The following is a 14,480-nucleotide window of genomic DNA, read 5'->3' as shown; positions in this document are numbered from 1 at the left end:
GGCGGCACGGGGCAACCGGTGTCGTTGCAGCCTACCCTGAGCGCGCAGTGAGTAACCCTCTGGCGCCAAGATATGGAAAACGAATTTATGTCCCTGTGGGAGCAATGGTGGCCATGGATCCGGAAGCAACGGCGTTTGCTGCAGGAGCTGATGCTGATGCTGGTGGCCATGCTGGTGGTGGGTATCTATTTTCTTGAGCACTTTTCTGTCCGCCTGGAGCAGGAGCGCAAAGTGCAGCTTGAGGCGCTGGCTGAGCAAACGGCCCGTCGTGTGGCGGAAGCGCTGGCCAGTGAGGACTCCATCAGCATCAACCTGATTGGCCGCGAAACCGTACAGCTGAAACCGGTGGTGGGTATCCGTTTCGAAAATACCGCTGGAGGTCAGGTGGGGGCCAGTGGTAAGAAGGCCTCCCTGTTACCTGTGACCGTGCCCGCGGTTCTGCCGGACGGTGAACTGGCGGGCACTCTGACTCTGCTGGGTAACGATGCGATGTTGCCACGCAAACAGATTGAAGCGGGTTTCGTTCTGGCGGTGTTATGTCTGTTGTTGCTGCGTGTGGCTGCGGCATTGATTCAACAGCGGCTGCGGCCGCGGTCGGTGGAACCGGACATCGGTGCCCCTGCCTTTCCCGTCGATACGTCGCCGCCACCGCAGCCAATAGAAGCGGCTTTTCCGCCTGAGGTGCGGTTGCCGGTGCCCGAGGGTGCAGAAATACAGACTCAGTTGCGCCTCAGCATCGTGAACTTCGCACATATCCGGCAACGCTATACGGAAGAGGCATTGAAAGAGGTGCTGGCGGAGTACCAGCAGCTTCTGAACCAGGTGGCAGCTCTTTACGATGGCCATCAAGGGCCAGTGATTGGGGCCAAGGCAGGCCTGTATTTCTATCAGGGGCCAGCCTCCCGGGCGGCATTTTCGGGCCTGTGTGCGGGGCTACTATTTCTACGGGTAGTGCGTTTGCTGGCGCCGCAGCGTAAGCAGGCGGGGAAGGTGTCGCTGGAATTCAAGGCGCTGGTAACCGCTGATACGGATCTGGATGAAGCCTGGGCTCTGTGTGTGGCCGGCGTACCCGGGCGGCTGAATGTGCCAGACAGCCAGTTGACCTTGGCTGAGCTGGATGTGAAGGCGCTCTACCAACCAGAGAAGGCCCAGGTGGTCTGTGCCGGTGATCACCGGGTGCGGTTGCAGCCGGTGGAGCAATTGGCTCATCGTTATCAGGCACTGCTGCGTACTCAGGCTGAGGCCTTGCTGTCTAAGGCAGGCGGCAACGTCGAGCATAGTAAGTAATCGTGCATGTGCATGGCGCGCTGGACGTTCGGTACGGGTTTGCGCGCCACATAGTCTTGCCGCTGTGGTCGGGTTTTAATCAGATAAACGCCCATACCCTGGCTGGAACGTACGGATGGGGCGACTAAGGGAAAACGCCACTGGTCTAGAATTTGGCCGATGCCGCATTTGTCCGATGCGGTGATCTGAGTCTCTGGCACAGGGCGCGGGCAAGCAGTATGCAGAAAACGGATCATTTCCACCTTTTCGTGACCCCGGCGGTCGCTGTACAGGCTAGGGGGCATCGGCCTCTTGAGTACGTAGTACAAGCTGTTGATCTGTCAGTGGCCGGGAAATAACGGCCAGCCCGCGGCTCTCAGTTCCTCGCGGTGCGGGTGCATGTGCTTTGGCGTTGATAACGCACACCCGCGAGCCCAGGGGTGCGCAATGGATGGAAAGTAATTCGTTTCACTGCAGAGATTGCGATAGAGGTTTGCTATTTTTAATAGCCTTTGATCGGTCGGTGAAGCGCCTTTGTCGTTATTCGCCCTTGGCAGGTGGCGGTGCGCCCGCTAGCCTTGCCTGCTTATGTTCTATATGCAGCCGCGCCGAGTACATAGTTAGCAGCGGTAACGCGGATTGGGATTAGGGTCTAAAGAAAAACATTGGGAGAGCTGTCGTGACGATGCCAACACTGGAAAGTGATCTGGTTCTGGTGAATAACACCGAATCGGTGATGGAAATTACCCTGAACCGGCCAGACAAGTTGAATGCGCTGACAAATGCCATGTATCGGGATCTGGTTAAGCTGCTGAAAGCCGCTGAGCAGAATGAGGCCATTCATGTCGTGCTGTTCCGTGGTGAGGGAAAGTCCTTCAGTGCGGGTAACGACTTGGTGGATTTTCTCAACGCGACACCGGGTGAGGCCGGCGGGGCCGCCCATTTCATTCAGGCCATTCATGATTTCCCCAAGGTGGTCGTTGCGGCGGTGCAGGGTAATGCGGTGGGCCTAGGCACCACCATGTTGTTGCATATGGACATGGTGGTGGCGTCCGCGGATGCCAAACTGGTTACTCCTTTTGTGGATCTGGGCGTGGCATCAGAAGCGGGTTCCTCCAAGCTGTTGCCCGCGTGGATTGGTTATCAGCGTGCCGCGCGCATGCTATTGCTGGGCGAGCCCATGCTGGCTCAGGAAGCGCTGGAAATAGGCCTGGTGGCCAAGGTTGTCGAACGTGAAGAGCTGGATGCCACCGCACGTAATATGGCGGCAATACTGGCGAAGAAACCTCCCCGCGCATTGCAAGCCAGTAAACGCTTGATGCGAGAATCCATCAATAAGCCTTTGCATCAGGTGATCGAGGAAGACCTGGCGCTGTTCGCCGAAATGCTTCAGGGCGATGAGGCTAAAGCCGTTATTGCGGCTATGGTGAACAAGAGTAAAGGCTCGAAGTAAAAGTGGTAAGTTGAAATGCGGAATCGCGTGGTAGGGGGCTCAGGAGGCGCCTGCCCGCGATTCACCATCGTGCGTGGAGGGCCCTTTAGAGCGTATCAGTGTTATAGCGCGTTTTTTTGTTTTTGCTTTGAACGTTCAACTCAAAAAATCCCCGCATCCAGCCCCGCGGCCAGATACATTCCCATTTCTTCCAGCTGATCCTCGAACGCGTCTTGCCATGCGCCTTTTAGCACTAGAGGGTCTTGAACCCAATTCCAGCGCAGGCCGGTGACAATGGTTTCTACTGCCCGGCGTGTGCCGGTGCCGTCGTGGCCGGCACGAATGTAGAGTGCGCAAGGCAGCCCCTGTTTTTCTTCCAGCACTGAATAATAGCTTCGATCAAAAAAGTCTTTTAATGCGCCGCTCATATAGCCCAGATTTTCGGTGGTGCCCAGCAGGATGGCGTCGCAGGTCATCACGTCCTCAGGCCCGGCATCCAACGGTGCCTTTACCGTTACCGAAACGTTCTCGATATCGCCATGGCAGGCCCCCCGCGCGGCAGCGTCGCGGAGCTTGAGTGTATTGGGTGAAGGGGCATGGGCAACGATCAACAGTTTCTTCATGGTTCGCAAATTAACGCGGTCGATGGGGGCAGCATAGCAGGTAAGGCAGGGGTATCTGTAGGCCTGTCTGGCGGCAGGGAATCAGTTGAAAGTACAGATGCGCGCCATAGGACCGGTGAGTTCTAAAATAGCCATCTACGCACTACGGTGAATCGCAGGCATGGCGCCTTAACTTTTCGCCACACCTCTCCGCGCTTCAGTTTTGTACGTTCAACGTTTTTTCACGCATTCACATAATTCAACGGCAAGGCTGCGGTATCGACTACCCGGCGCATAACAAAGCTGGAGTGCACGCCGCTCACCCCTTCGATCCGGGTAATACGGTTAAGCAAAAAACTCTGGTAAGCATCAATATCTGGCACCACCACTTTGAGCAAGTAATCCGCGTCTTGACCGGTGACCAGGTAGCACTGCTGCACCTCTACAAAACTGGCCACCTTTGCCTCGAAGTTGGCGAAGCGCTCAGGGGTGTGGCGATCCATGCTGATTTGGATCATTACTGTCAGGTCGAGCCCTAACTTGCGGGCGTCCAGTACGGTTTCCCGTTTGACAATGATGCCGGCGGCTTCCAGCTTTTGTACCCGCCGGGAGCAAGGTGAGGGCGAGAGCCCTACGGTTTCCGCCAGCTGCTGGTTACTGAGACCACCATTATGCTGCAGTGCATCGAGAATACGCAGGTCGGTGCGATCCAGTTTTGCTAGCGCCTGCTTGTTCATAATAAATTTCTCACTATCTTGGCTTTTTGAGCAATATTATTGCGTATATGTCGGCAATTGGATTAAAAAAGCAACCAAATTGCGGGTCGGCTACCGTAAAGTATCTCTTGTGGGGCGATGATGCGAACTGCCAAAAGTGGGCCGCCACTCTTCGTTGCTACCGGTGCCTACCGGCGCCCTGATCTAGACCCGAGATCACAATGCGAGTTGTTAACCAAGTCAGACAGTACCCCTGAACGATCCGGTTAGGAATTCACTTTCGGGGGGCAGGCAATGCCCCTTTTTACGTTAAGGAAATTGTCATGAGCTTTGATCACCGTAAATATCGTCCTGTTGCCGTTATCGACAAACCCGACCGTCGCTGGCCTAACCAGCGTATTGAGAAAGCACCGCTGTGGGCAGCTGTGGACCTGCGCGATGGTAACCAGGCGCTGATCAAGCCCATGTCGGTGGCGCAAAAGCGTCGCTTTTTCCAAATGTTGGTGGAGCTGGGTTTCAAGGAAATCGAAGTGGGTTTTCCGTCAGCCAGCCAGATCGATTTTGATTTTTGCCGGGCCTTGATTGAAGAAGATATGGTGCCCGATGATGTCCATATCCAAGTGCTGACTCAGGCCCGAGAAGAGTTGATTGCGCGTACCTTTGACTCTCTCAAAGGGGCGAAGAACGCCATTGTGCATATTTACAATGCCACCTCGCCCACTTTCCGCGAGCAGGTGTTCAACGTGGACAAGGCCGGTTGTAAGGCGATTGCCGTGCGGGCCGCTGAATGGGTGAAAGAGAACGCGGCCAAGCAGCCGGACACCCACTGGAGTTTCCAGTATTCCCCGGAAACGTTCAGTGCCACGGAGACCGATTTCGCCATTGAAGTGATTGATGCGGTCAATGCGGTATGGCGACCGGATCAGGGGCAGCGAGTAATCATTAACCTGCCGGCTACGGTGGAAGTAAGCTCGCCGAATGTGTTCGCGGACCAGGTAGAGAGGGTGCACGACAATATTCAGTATCGCGATGATGTGATCATCAGCGTACATACCCATGATGACCGTGGCTGTGGTGTGGCCGCAGCGGAACTGGCAATGATGGCAGGGGCCGACCGGGTGGAAGGAACCTTGTTAGGTAATGGTGAGCGCACCGGCAATATGGACTTGGTGACTGCCGGGATGAACCTGTATAGCCAGGGAATAGACCCGGAAATTGACTTCTCGCGCATGAAAGAGATTGTGGCGTTGGTGGAAGAGATTACCGACATCCAAACCCATCCTCGCCACCCCTATGCGGGTGATCTGGTGTTCAGTGCTTTCTCCGGCAGCCATCAGGATGCCATCCGCAAATGCCTGGCTCGCTATCAGGAAGGCGATATCTGGACTGCCGCCTACTTGCCCATTGATCCGGCGGATGTGGGGCGGCGCTACGAGGAAGTGGTGCGCATTAACTCCCAGTCCGGTAAGGGTGGCGTAGCTCACGTGCTGGAGCGGGATTTCGGTATCGATTTGCCGCGCTGGTTGCAGCAGGAGCTTGCCGGTGTGGTGCAGGGTGATGCGGAAGATGAGGGTGGCGAGATCACCAGCGAACGAGTGCACCGTCGTTTCAACAGTGATTATCTTAACGTGCCCATGGGCTGGGTATTGCGTTCCTACGACTTGAACCGCAGCAATGAACAGGTGCAGGCGCAAATCAGCATCGGTGATGATAGCCAGCCGGTAACCCTGTTGTCCGGCCGTGGTGATGGCGCCATGTCGGCCCTGGTGGATGCGCTTAACCGGCGTATTGGTGGCGAGGTGAAGGTGGTGTCCTTCGATGAGTATTCGTTGGGCGATAATACGCAAGCCAACGCCATGGCCTGTGTGCGGGTGCAGGTGGGCGACGCCACGCAAAGCGCTGTAGCCATGGCGGCGGATACTACCGCTGCGGCCTTGCAGGCTATTCTCTCTGCGGTGGGGCGAATGCAGCAAACGAGTGAGCAGTTAATCGCTAACAGCTAGCCGCGCTGATGAAGAGACATGAAAAGCCGCTCCCTCTGGCCGGGATGTGGTTTTTTTGTCAGGCGCAACGTCCAAGTCCAGTGTCGAATTGCGGCTACGCCTCATCCGACTGCAGTCATATACAGTGCTAGCTCAAGAAGGCATTGAGGGTGCGGCCCAGTAACGCCTGTGTGGCGCTGAAACGTTGCGCATCGCCGAGTATATGTTCGCGGCTCTCCACCCAACGGCCTGGCGCCAGATCATCCGGGCAAGCATCGCATAGGGCTTCGGCGTTGTCTGTTTCCAGCTCCAGATGGAATTGCAGTGCCAACACGTTATCGCCGTAGCGGAACGCCTGGTTACGACAACCTTCGCTTTCCAGCAAATGTACGGCGCCATCGGGGAGGGCAAAGGTATCGCCATGCCAGTGCAGCACAGCCGGCGCCTCGGCGAACAGTTTTCCAATGCTGTCACTTTTTCCCGCAGGAGTGGGATAGACCGGGAACCAACCCACTTCCTTTTCCTTATTGCCGGTGACCGGTGCGCCCAATACCCGTGCGACCAGTTGTGCGCCCAAGCAGATGCCGAGCACTTTTTTGCCCGCCGCGATGCTGTCGCGGATCAGGGCTTTTTCTGTGCTCATCCAGGGGAATTGAAGGTCATCATCCGCGCTCATGGGGCCTCCCATGACGACCAGTACATCAAAATCCGCCGGGGTGGGCAGGGCGTCCCCGGCAAACAGCAGAGAGCAGCGAATGCTGATATCCCGTTCCTGAAACCAGGCCTCCATGGCGCCCAATTGCTCGAATGGAACATGGGACAAGTAATGAACACGCATGGTGGCTTCCCTTTTGTGTTGTCGGCAATCCGCGGTTGACGTTGCGTTGGTTACAAATACACGGCCTGAAAGCTGGCCAAAGCCTCATCGTCTTTATCAAACAGCGTTAATAATTCGCCATCAATTCGGACGTGATCGCTGGACTTGATCGCTTCAAGATAGCGGCCCTCAATGGCGCTGGTGGGGCAGGCCTTGGGTGTGGTTGCCAGAGCGGAGAATGTCAGTTGCGGGTCGGCCCGTCGGTAGCTGCCGGTAAAGCTGTTGCAGCTGCCATGGCCTTTAACGTTGCCTTCGCTGTTAAAGGTAAGGAACGGAGTTTGTGCTGAGCTACCCAAGATTATCCGATCTTCGCCCAGGTGAGTCAGCTGCCAGCGGGTATTGTTCAGTTCAGCGCTGGGTAGCTGGCAGTTATCCATACCGGTTTCCAAATCGAAACTTTCTACGATTAAAGCGGCTTCGGTGCTGCCCTCCTGTTGACCGGGGACCTTGCGTATTAAGCCACTGACGGTAGCCACGCGAGGCTGCTGCGGGTAGCGGATAGTTTTGTCGTAAGCCGCCAGGAAATCGTCACTTTGCGGGCCACGGATGAGTAATTTTTGGTCACTGTTGCACAGAGTGAAAATGTCTCGGTCACGGCCGGGTTTGCCACGTGTGATGGCACCGCGCAGGGTTTCACTGCCCGTCATTACCTCGGTGAGCGGCAGAGTGACATCGGCAAAGCCCTGCTTGTTACTTTTCAGGGTTACGGCGTCGGATTGATAAAAGAGACCATCATCGGCCAGAATTTGGCTGATGATCTGGTATTCATGGTCTTTTTCCAGGTGCTCGGGTAGATAATAAAGGCGGAAGGGCAGCTCCGCCTTGTCTTCATCCAGCCGGATCAGACGTTTGGCAATGAGCTGTGCCGCCGCGCCACTGGTATCAACCTGGTTGTCCAATAACGCCACGGTGAGGACAGCATTGTCGGGCAGCTCACTATCTTGCGAGCGAGTAGCAGTGCCGCTGATATGTGCCACAGCTTGATTTGCGCGTTGATAGTCACCGTCGAACAGCGGTGAAACGGAGGGAATGTTGTCGCCCTCGGTGTCCGCGTCTGGCCCAGATTCTTCTGCATCTGGGGCATCGGTTGTCGGCTGCTTTGTAGTGCGCGTCAACGTCAATGAGTCACCCTGCTGTAGCCCGGTTGCGGTGGCCTCGGTGACTTGTTTCTCACGGTTGTCCAGGTAGTGGAACGTGAGGCTGTCGTCCTGCTTCTCCCAGCGAAGCCCTTGCAGGTTGGTGTCCGCAGGGAGGTATAAGTCGCCGCTGGTTTCCAGCACCAGTACTTGCTGTTCGCTTTGCCACACCCCGGCGATGCCGGCGGTGTTGGTATCACTGCCGGCGGGTGCAGGCTGTGTTTCGTCATTGTCGCTACAGCCCAATAGGGCCAGGCCGCTAAAACATAAGGCGGCAAAAGGGACGGAATACTGCTTCATTGCGTGTTTCCTTCGGGGGGCGCAACGGGTTCAGGTGGCGGTGGCAGGGGCACGGTTCCCGGGTCGGGAATGCGAACCAGCGCCATCTGCGCCTGAATCCAGTTTGCCCGTTGTTGTACGTAGTTGGTGGGGCCTTTGAAGTCGTAAAGATTGGGGCGCGGCAGCATCGCGGCCAGCTGTGCCGCCTGCAAGGGGGATAACTGCGAGGCGCTGACTTGAAAATAATGCCGGGCAGCCGCTTCGGCACCGTAAATTTGATGCCCCCACTGGGCCACATTCAAGTAAAGCTCAAGGATGCGACGCTTGGTCAGGCTGATTTCCAGCATCAGGGCAATAACCGCTTCCTGTGCTTTGCGGGTATAGGTGCGCTCGCCAGACAGGTACAAATTTTTGGCCAGTTGTTGGGTAATGGTGGAGCCTCCGGCGACCGGCTTGCCCGCTTCCATGTTGCGTTTCAGGGCATGGCGGATGCCCTCCCAGTCGAAACCGGTGTGCTGAGTGAAATGGGCGTCTTCGGAAATCAGTACAGCCCTTTTCAGGTAATCACTGATCTGATCGTAATCGCGCCAGTACTGCTGCACATTGCCCTGCTCCTGGGCGCGGTGCATATAAGCGCTGCTATCCGGGTTGTGGTGTTGCAGACGCAGCACTTGGCCCAAGTACCAGAGTTGGGCCAATGTTGCCGCCACGAATAGCAGGGCGAGAAACTGTAACAGGCGTCGTCTAAATGGCATGATTGGCGCCGACTAGGTCAGCTTTTTTCTCCCTGGGCTTCTTGGGACCCGGATGCTGTGCGAACCGGGAACCCTTGTAACAGGCCCCAATTGTCGGGGAAAGTTCCGGCTTTGTCAGGTGAAGCTGGTCACGCGGGCCTGTGGCGTTCAAAAAGTGAACATGAGGCGGGAACGCCAAGGATAAAACATTATTTTGGACGAATACCATGCAGGGTGTGCTGATTGGGGCTGTTACTGTTGCAATCGTGCTATTGGGAGCGCTGTTGTTTCAGCGTAACCGATTGAGGTTGGCTCATGTAAAAGATAGTGAAATGCGCTTTCGGCTGGCTATGAAACATTCTGCCATCGGCATGGCGTTACTGAGCCCTCGTGGAGAGTGGCAAGCGGTTAATCATGCGTTGTGCGATTTGGCGGGCTATGACGAAGCGTCGTTGCTAAACACCTCTTTTCAGGATTTTTCTCACCCGGACGACCTGATCAAGAGCCGGGGTATGCTGGCGGACCTGCTGACCGGCGAGATCACTGGTTACTCGCTGGAGCAGCGAATCATTAGCCGCCAAGGTGAACCGCTCTGGGTGCGGCTCTCGGTGTCGCCAGTCCATATCAACGGGGCCGTCAGTTATTTGATTGCCCAGATGGAAAATATTCATGCGGCCAAGCTATCTGAACAGGCGTTGCAGGAAAGTCGCCAACGCCTGCAAATGGCTCTGGAAGCAGGTAGGGTCGGCATTTGGCAGTACAGCCCGCAGAGTGATGCGTTGTTTTGGGATGAACGCATGTACGAGCTATATGGGGTTCAACGCGGACAGCCAGGGGATGGCTCTCTGCAGATCTGGTGTGATCATGTGCACCCGGACGATTACCATGAAATCAAGGCAGCGTTCCAACGCGTGATTGCAGGCGAGCAAGAGTTGGATACGGAATTCCGGATATGCCGGCCAGGCGGAGACATCCGGCACATCCGCGTGCGGGCGGAAACTGTGGTCCGGGCCGGTGGGGCAGAGACGCTAGTGGTGGGCACCAATTGGGACGTGTCTGCAGAAAAACGCATGCAGGACTCGCTCGCCCATGAAAAAGAGCGTTTACGCGTTACCCTGACCTCCATTGCCGATGGTGTGGTCGCCACGGATGAAGCTGGCCGCGTGACTTTCATGAACCCGGTGGCAGAGTCCCTCACCGGATGGCGAGAAGAAGAAGCGGAAGGGTTGCCGGTGGGCGATGTGCTGATGCTTAGCGACGATAATGTTAGCGGCCCGTCCCCTAACCCCATCACGGTGGCGCTGAACGGCGGGGATGTCTGTTTCCTGCGCGAGGGCAGTATGCTGCAAAATCGTGATGGCAGCCGCTACGAAATTCAGGATTCCGCTGCTCCGCTCAAGACCGCAGAGGGCGAGGTGACCGGGGCAGTGATGGTGTTTCGGGACGTGACCTCTCGGCGGGCCATGCAGAAGAAGCTACGCTACCACGCTACCCACGATGCCTTGACCGGACTCACCAATCGTCGGGAATTTGAAAATGTCCTGCTGGAAACCCTGGACGAAGAAAGCCCAGAGCACAGCATGCTGTGCTTTATCGATCTGGATCGTTTCAAAGTGGTGAACGATACCGCTGGCCATGTGGCGGGTGATGCCCTGCTGCGTGAATGCGCCCGGGTAATCGGCCGTCAGGTCCGTGAGCAGGATGTGGTCGCTCGCCTGGGTGGTGACGAGTTCGGTTTGTTGTTACGCCATTGCCCCGCCCAGCGTGCGACCCTGATCGCCGAACGTTTGGTTGCCGCCTTGGGCGAGATGCGGTTTGCCTGGAATGAATCGCTTTACGATATCGGTGCCAGTGTCGGGTTAGTGCAGTTGGATGCTAACGTGATCACCGTAGAAGAAGCCATGAGCCGGGCTGATGTGGCCTGTTACGCGGCCAAATACCGGGGCCGTAATCAGGTTTCAGTGTATACCCCAGACGATAGTGAAGCCTCTCGCCGTCATATGGAATTGCAGGTGGCCGCGGGCTTGCGCGAATCTCTGGAATCAAACCGCTTCCTGCTTTATTGCCAAGAAATTCGGCCCATTGATGCCCGCACGGAACAATCGCATTACGAAGTTCTGTTACGTCTGCGCGACCGTAATGGCGATATCCTCAACCCAGGCTCGTTTATTCCAGCGGCAGAACGCTACCAGATTATGCCGCACATTGACCGCTGGGTGCTGACTCAGTTGCTGGTCACGCTCAGTGACGAGCTGGTCGCCTTGCCGCATCTGAATATCGCCATCAATTTGTCGGCCACGTCACTGGATGACCCGACGTTTATCCCATTTCTGGAATCTTTGCTCAATAAGACGCCGCTGTCACCGGAGCGGCTCACCTTCGAAATTACCGAAACCACCGTGGTCAACCAACTCTCTCCGGCCAGCGACCTGCTTGGGCGCATTCGTGAGCAGGGTTGCAAGGTGGCGCTGGATGATTTCGGCAGTGGTTTCAGCTCGTTCAATTATTTGAAGCACTTCCCGGTAGACTTCATCAAGATCGACGGCAGCTTTGTGCGCAACCTGCTGCACTCCAGTGTGGACCGCACCATTGTGGAATCCATCAGCGAGGTAGCTCACCGGTTGGGAGTGAAAACGGTGGCGGAATACGTGGAAGATCATGCTCTGATTCCTGTGCTCGAAGAGGCTGGTGTCGACTTTGTGCAGGGCTATGCTATCGGCAGGCCGCAACCGTTAAGTGCATTGTTTGAACAGCAGCAACCGGAGGGGCTTGCAGGGCGCAGTGGTGAAGCGCTGGCTCGCCACTAGTGATGGGCGAGGCATAAAAAACAACCGTAGAAACGCGGTTGGTGTTGCTGTCATCAGGCTGAGGTTTTGCCCGTGTCTTCAATATGTGTCCGCCTTCCAGCGGTTCAAGGGCGTTAAAAAATGCCCCAGAGCAAGCGCAGGGCGATCACACACAGGGCTACAGAACTGAACACAGCTGTGGTCGTGGGTCACGGGCTCTATCACGGTAACACCGGTGAGCTGGGCAGCGCCTTTACCTGACTAACACCTCAGCAAGTGACATACGAACGGAGCGGGAGCGAAAGCGGGCTATCGAAGCGGTGAAGGCTCCAAGGCTTCCTTGGCCACTTTCGAATACCTGATGACGCAGGCTGATCGTCTTAATGTTCCGCATGAGAATGACAAGGACGAGCAGAAGGAATTTGCCGTTGCTTGATCTCGTTGGCGTTCAGCAGCAGTAAAAAAAGCCACCCTCTGCGGTGGTTTTTTTTTAAAGGCATACACTGCTGCCCGTGAGGGCGTGCCAGCAAGCGACCAAAGCCGTAAACGGGTTGCTCGGGCTCAGCGGGCACATGTAGCGTCGCTGTATAAAATACAAAAAAAACCGGCGCCCCAGGAGGTGGACGCCGGCAAAATTCAGACGAAAGTTTACGGATTGGTTAGCACGGTATATGTATCGAAACCACTTTGGGTCTGTACCTGCCAGCGGTAGTAGCCACTAATCAGATTGGTATGTACTGCAGCCCAATTGTCCTGATATCTGGCGAACTTCGCATTGTTCCCGCTGCAGAAAACAAGAAGCCGCTCTGTCTCCGGTCGCGAGGCTCCCGGTATCGTCGTCGGCCTAGATGGAAAGAAAAACGCTGCTCCCCAAAATAGTGCTCAGCACTGCGGCTTTGAATGTCGAACGTGACATTGCGATTTCTCCAGAAAGTCTGGTTTAAAAGATAAAGAAAAGCTGTGTATCTCTCCATGGCCTAGGTGTAGGTTTTTTGTTGCCATGAACATGGTTCGGATGAGAGGGGTTTCGTTTTCGCTGGTGTGGAGCAAGAGCGAGAACGGGCCGTGAAGGCATAAGAAAAAAGTTAGACTAACCCGCTCAGCCGGGAAACAGTTTTCCAAACCAACATTTGCATGCGCTGGGAATTGATTGAAGGCTTTGCCATGCAGGCGAACACCATGTCGTTCACTGGCCAAATACTGATACATCCCTCCCGGCAGCGGATAAACACCTCCTCGCTATGTCCCAGTTTCAAGCTCTGCAGAACTCGGTCACAGGTCTTCTTCATCTCGAAGAACAGCGCGCTCTGATCATCAAAATCCAGTCCCTCACCCACGTGCACCACCGGCAGGCCATCATGGCTGATCAGAGAAACCAGCAGAATGTCATCCGAGGAGGCGTGCAGGGATTCGAGAGGTGGCGTGAGGGTGGAGAGCTTCATTATTTTATCCGTCCAGGGGGGTGGTTTTAGCTTAAGTGGCAGGCTGATGCAGGTCAAAGGGAGCGTTGCACCCAGGTATTTCGGCGGATTGTCTGGGCGCTAGAGGGTCGTTAAAAGAGAGTACGAGGAGCGAATATGAATTTTGCAGTGAGTTACCTGTATCGGGATGCCAGCAATTACAAGCAATATGAAACCGTCGTGGTGAAGGTGGTTGATGCAGATAATTCGGAGGATCTAGTAAGCCTGCTCCGTGAAAGGTTTGCTAATTTGCAGGTCTGGCCGGATGTGGTGCATTTCAGGCCGGAAGATCTAGGTTGGCCGACTGCCTACTTTGGGGATCATGCTGAGGGTGGGGATGATTTGGGCTTGCATGAGTTAGAGGCGATTGCGGAAACGGAGATGCCGGTGACAGCCATGATTCTTTGAAATAGGATTTGCTAAAGTGGGAGCAGAATTGGAAAGGGTAAGTAATGGCGGGTAAGCAGTGGACGGAAGACGAGCTAATGACGGTGCTGGGAGTGTATTGCCGGCTCACTTTTGGCCAGTTAAGTCAGACAAATTCGCTTATCAAAGCAGTCGCTGAACGTCTGGAGCGTACTCCAGGCTCAGTTGCAATGAAGCTGACTAATTTAGCGGGCCTGGACCCTGCTATTACGGGCACAGGCCGGAAAGGGCTTTCCGGAGCATCATCGCTTGATCGGAAGGTTTGGGCTGAGTTCTCCTCCGGCACCGATAAGTGGATACCAATTATTGAAGCTAGACTTCAGATGCTTCTGAGCGGTGAGGGGCATCCCGTGACGTATCAGTCTAATGCAGAAGCAGATGCAGACTTCACAGGGAAAGATATAGAGGCCGTGGTCAAACGACGACAAGGGCAGAGACTGTTTCGAGATGCAGTTTTTACAGCCTATAAATCTCGTTGCTGTATCACCGGCATTGCAGACACCCGCCTGTTAATCGCGGGCCACATCAAGCCTTGGTGTGCAGATAAGCAAAACAGGTTAAACCCTCGTAATGGTCTATGCCTGAGTGCTTTGGCGGATAGGGCCTTCGACCAGGGGATGATCAGTCTGTCGAATAATTTCGAGATTATGGTGTCATTGTAGTGGTCAACTAATACCGGACAGTGATTTAGGTTTTTCTTCGGCCACCGCAGGGGCGATCCCGCCGTTGTAGCTGTGAGGCCTGTGGTAATTGTAGTAACCCATCAGATAGTCACCGATATCTT

12 protein-coding genes are annotated in these 14,480 nt (G+C 55.5%); 6 read left to right on the top strand and 6 right to left on the bottom strand.

The window, feature by feature from the left end; translation table 11 throughout:
• Positions 1 to 72 precede the first annotated feature (72 nt).
• Together ABNH10_RS15370 and ABNH10_RS15365 are read left to right on the top strand one after the other, a co-directional pair.
• Positions 73 to 1,287, top strand: a complete 1,215-nt coding sequence (locus tag ABNH10_RS15370; protein WP_349386741.1) for a hypothetical protein — start codon at positions 73 to 75, stop codon at positions 1,285 to 1,287.
• Between the two features lie 664 nt (positions 1,288 to 1,951).
• On the top strand, positions 1,952 to 2,719 hold the full coding sequence (locus ABNH10_RS15365; RefSeq protein ID WP_349386858.1) for an enoyl-CoA hydratase-related protein: 768 nt from the start codon (positions 1,952 to 1,954) through the stop codon (positions 2,717 to 2,719).
• A gap of 140 nt (positions 2,720 to 2,859) precedes the next feature.
• Here ABNH10_RS15365 and ABNH10_RS15360 read toward each other — a convergent pair whose 3' ends face one another.
• The gene (locus tag ABNH10_RS15360) at positions 2,860 to 3,321 is read right to left on the bottom strand and encodes a flavodoxin family protein (RefSeq protein WP_349386740.1); all 462 of its coding nucleotides are present in this window, start codon (positions 3,319 to 3,321) and stop codon (positions 2,860 to 2,862) included.
• Between the two features lie 221 nt (positions 3,322 to 3,542).
• Positions 3,543 to 4,037, bottom strand: a complete 495-nt coding sequence (locus ABNH10_RS15355) for an Lrp/AsnC family transcriptional regulator (protein WP_349386739.1) — start codon at positions 4,035 to 4,037, stop codon at positions 3,543 to 3,545.
• A gap of 302 nt (positions 4,038 to 4,339) precedes the next feature.
• Between ABNH10_RS15355 and ABNH10_RS15350 the strand changes: the two genes are divergently transcribed.
• Positions 4,340 to 6,019, top strand: a complete 1,680-nt coding sequence (locus ABNH10_RS15350) for a 2-isopropylmalate synthase (protein WP_349386738.1) — start codon at positions 4,340 to 4,342, stop codon at positions 6,017 to 6,019.
• 127 nt (positions 6,020 to 6,146) lie between these two features.
• Here the strand turns inward: ABNH10_RS15350 and ABNH10_RS15345 are convergent, their stop codons facing one another.
• From ABNH10_RS15345 to mtgA, 3 genes are read right to left on the bottom strand one after another with little or no spacing between them, the layout of a single operon-like run.
• The gene (locus tag ABNH10_RS15345; protein WP_349386737.1) at positions 6,147 to 6,836 is read right to left on the bottom strand and encodes a type 1 glutamine amidotransferase; all 690 of its coding nucleotides are present in this window, start codon (positions 6,834 to 6,836) and stop codon (positions 6,147 to 6,149) included.
• 50 nt (positions 6,837 to 6,886) lie between these two features.
• Positions 6,887 to 8,311 (bottom strand): META domain-containing protein, encoded by a 1,425-nt coding sequence (locus tag ABNH10_RS15340; RefSeq protein WP_349386736.1) that lies wholly within the window; start codon positions 8,309 to 8,311, stop codon positions 6,887 to 6,889.
• Positions 8,308 to 9,045 carry a monofunctional biosynthetic peptidoglycan transglycosylase gene (gene mtgA, locus ABNH10_RS15335; protein WP_349386735.1) on the bottom strand — a complete coding sequence of 246 codons (738 nt, stop codon included), beginning with the start codon at positions 9,043 to 9,045 and terminating at the stop codon, positions 8,308 to 8,310. Before mtgA ends, ABNH10_RS15340 begins: the two co-directional genes overlap by 4 nt.
• Positions 9,046 to 9,251: 206 nt before the next feature.
• On the opposite strand from mtgA, the gene ABNH10_RS15330 reads away from it, so the two are divergent.
• Positions 9,252 to 11,831, top strand: a complete 2,580-nt coding sequence (locus tag ABNH10_RS15330) for an EAL domain-containing protein (RefSeq protein ID WP_349386734.1) — start codon at positions 9,252 to 9,254, stop codon at positions 11,829 to 11,831.
• Between the two features lie 1,064 nt (positions 11,832 to 12,895).
• Here the strand turns inward: ABNH10_RS15330 and ABNH10_RS15325 are convergent.
• The gene (locus tag ABNH10_RS15325) at positions 12,896 to 13,252 is read right to left on the bottom strand and encodes a roadblock/LC7 domain-containing protein (protein ID WP_349386733.1); all 357 of its coding nucleotides are present in this window, start codon (positions 13,250 to 13,252) and stop codon (positions 12,896 to 12,898) included.
• A gap of 135 nt (positions 13,253 to 13,387) precedes the next feature.
• On the opposite strand from ABNH10_RS15325, the gene ABNH10_RS15320 reads away from it, so the two are divergent.
• Positions 13,388 to 13,678: a hypothetical protein gene (locus tag ABNH10_RS15320; protein WP_349386732.1), complete on the top strand. Its 291-nt coding sequence runs from the start codon at positions 13,388 to 13,390 to the stop codon at positions 13,676 to 13,678.
• Positions 13,679 to 13,722: 44 nt separating this feature from the next.
• Positions 13,723 to 14,358 (top strand): HNH endonuclease, encoded by a 636-nt coding sequence (locus ABNH10_RS15315; RefSeq protein ID WP_349386731.1) that lies wholly within the window; start codon positions 13,723 to 13,725, stop codon positions 14,356 to 14,358.
• Positions 14,359 to 14,480 lie beyond the last annotated feature (122 nt).

Origin of the sequence: Alcanivorax sp., assembly GCF_040119285.1 — a bacterium.
In the GTDB taxonomy this organism is placed as follows: Bacteria; Pseudomonadota; Gammaproteobacteria; order Pseudomonadales; family Alcanivoracaceae; genus Alcanivorax.
Note: the sequence above shows the minus strand (reverse complement) of the source record. Positions and strands in the feature narration are given on the sequence as shown.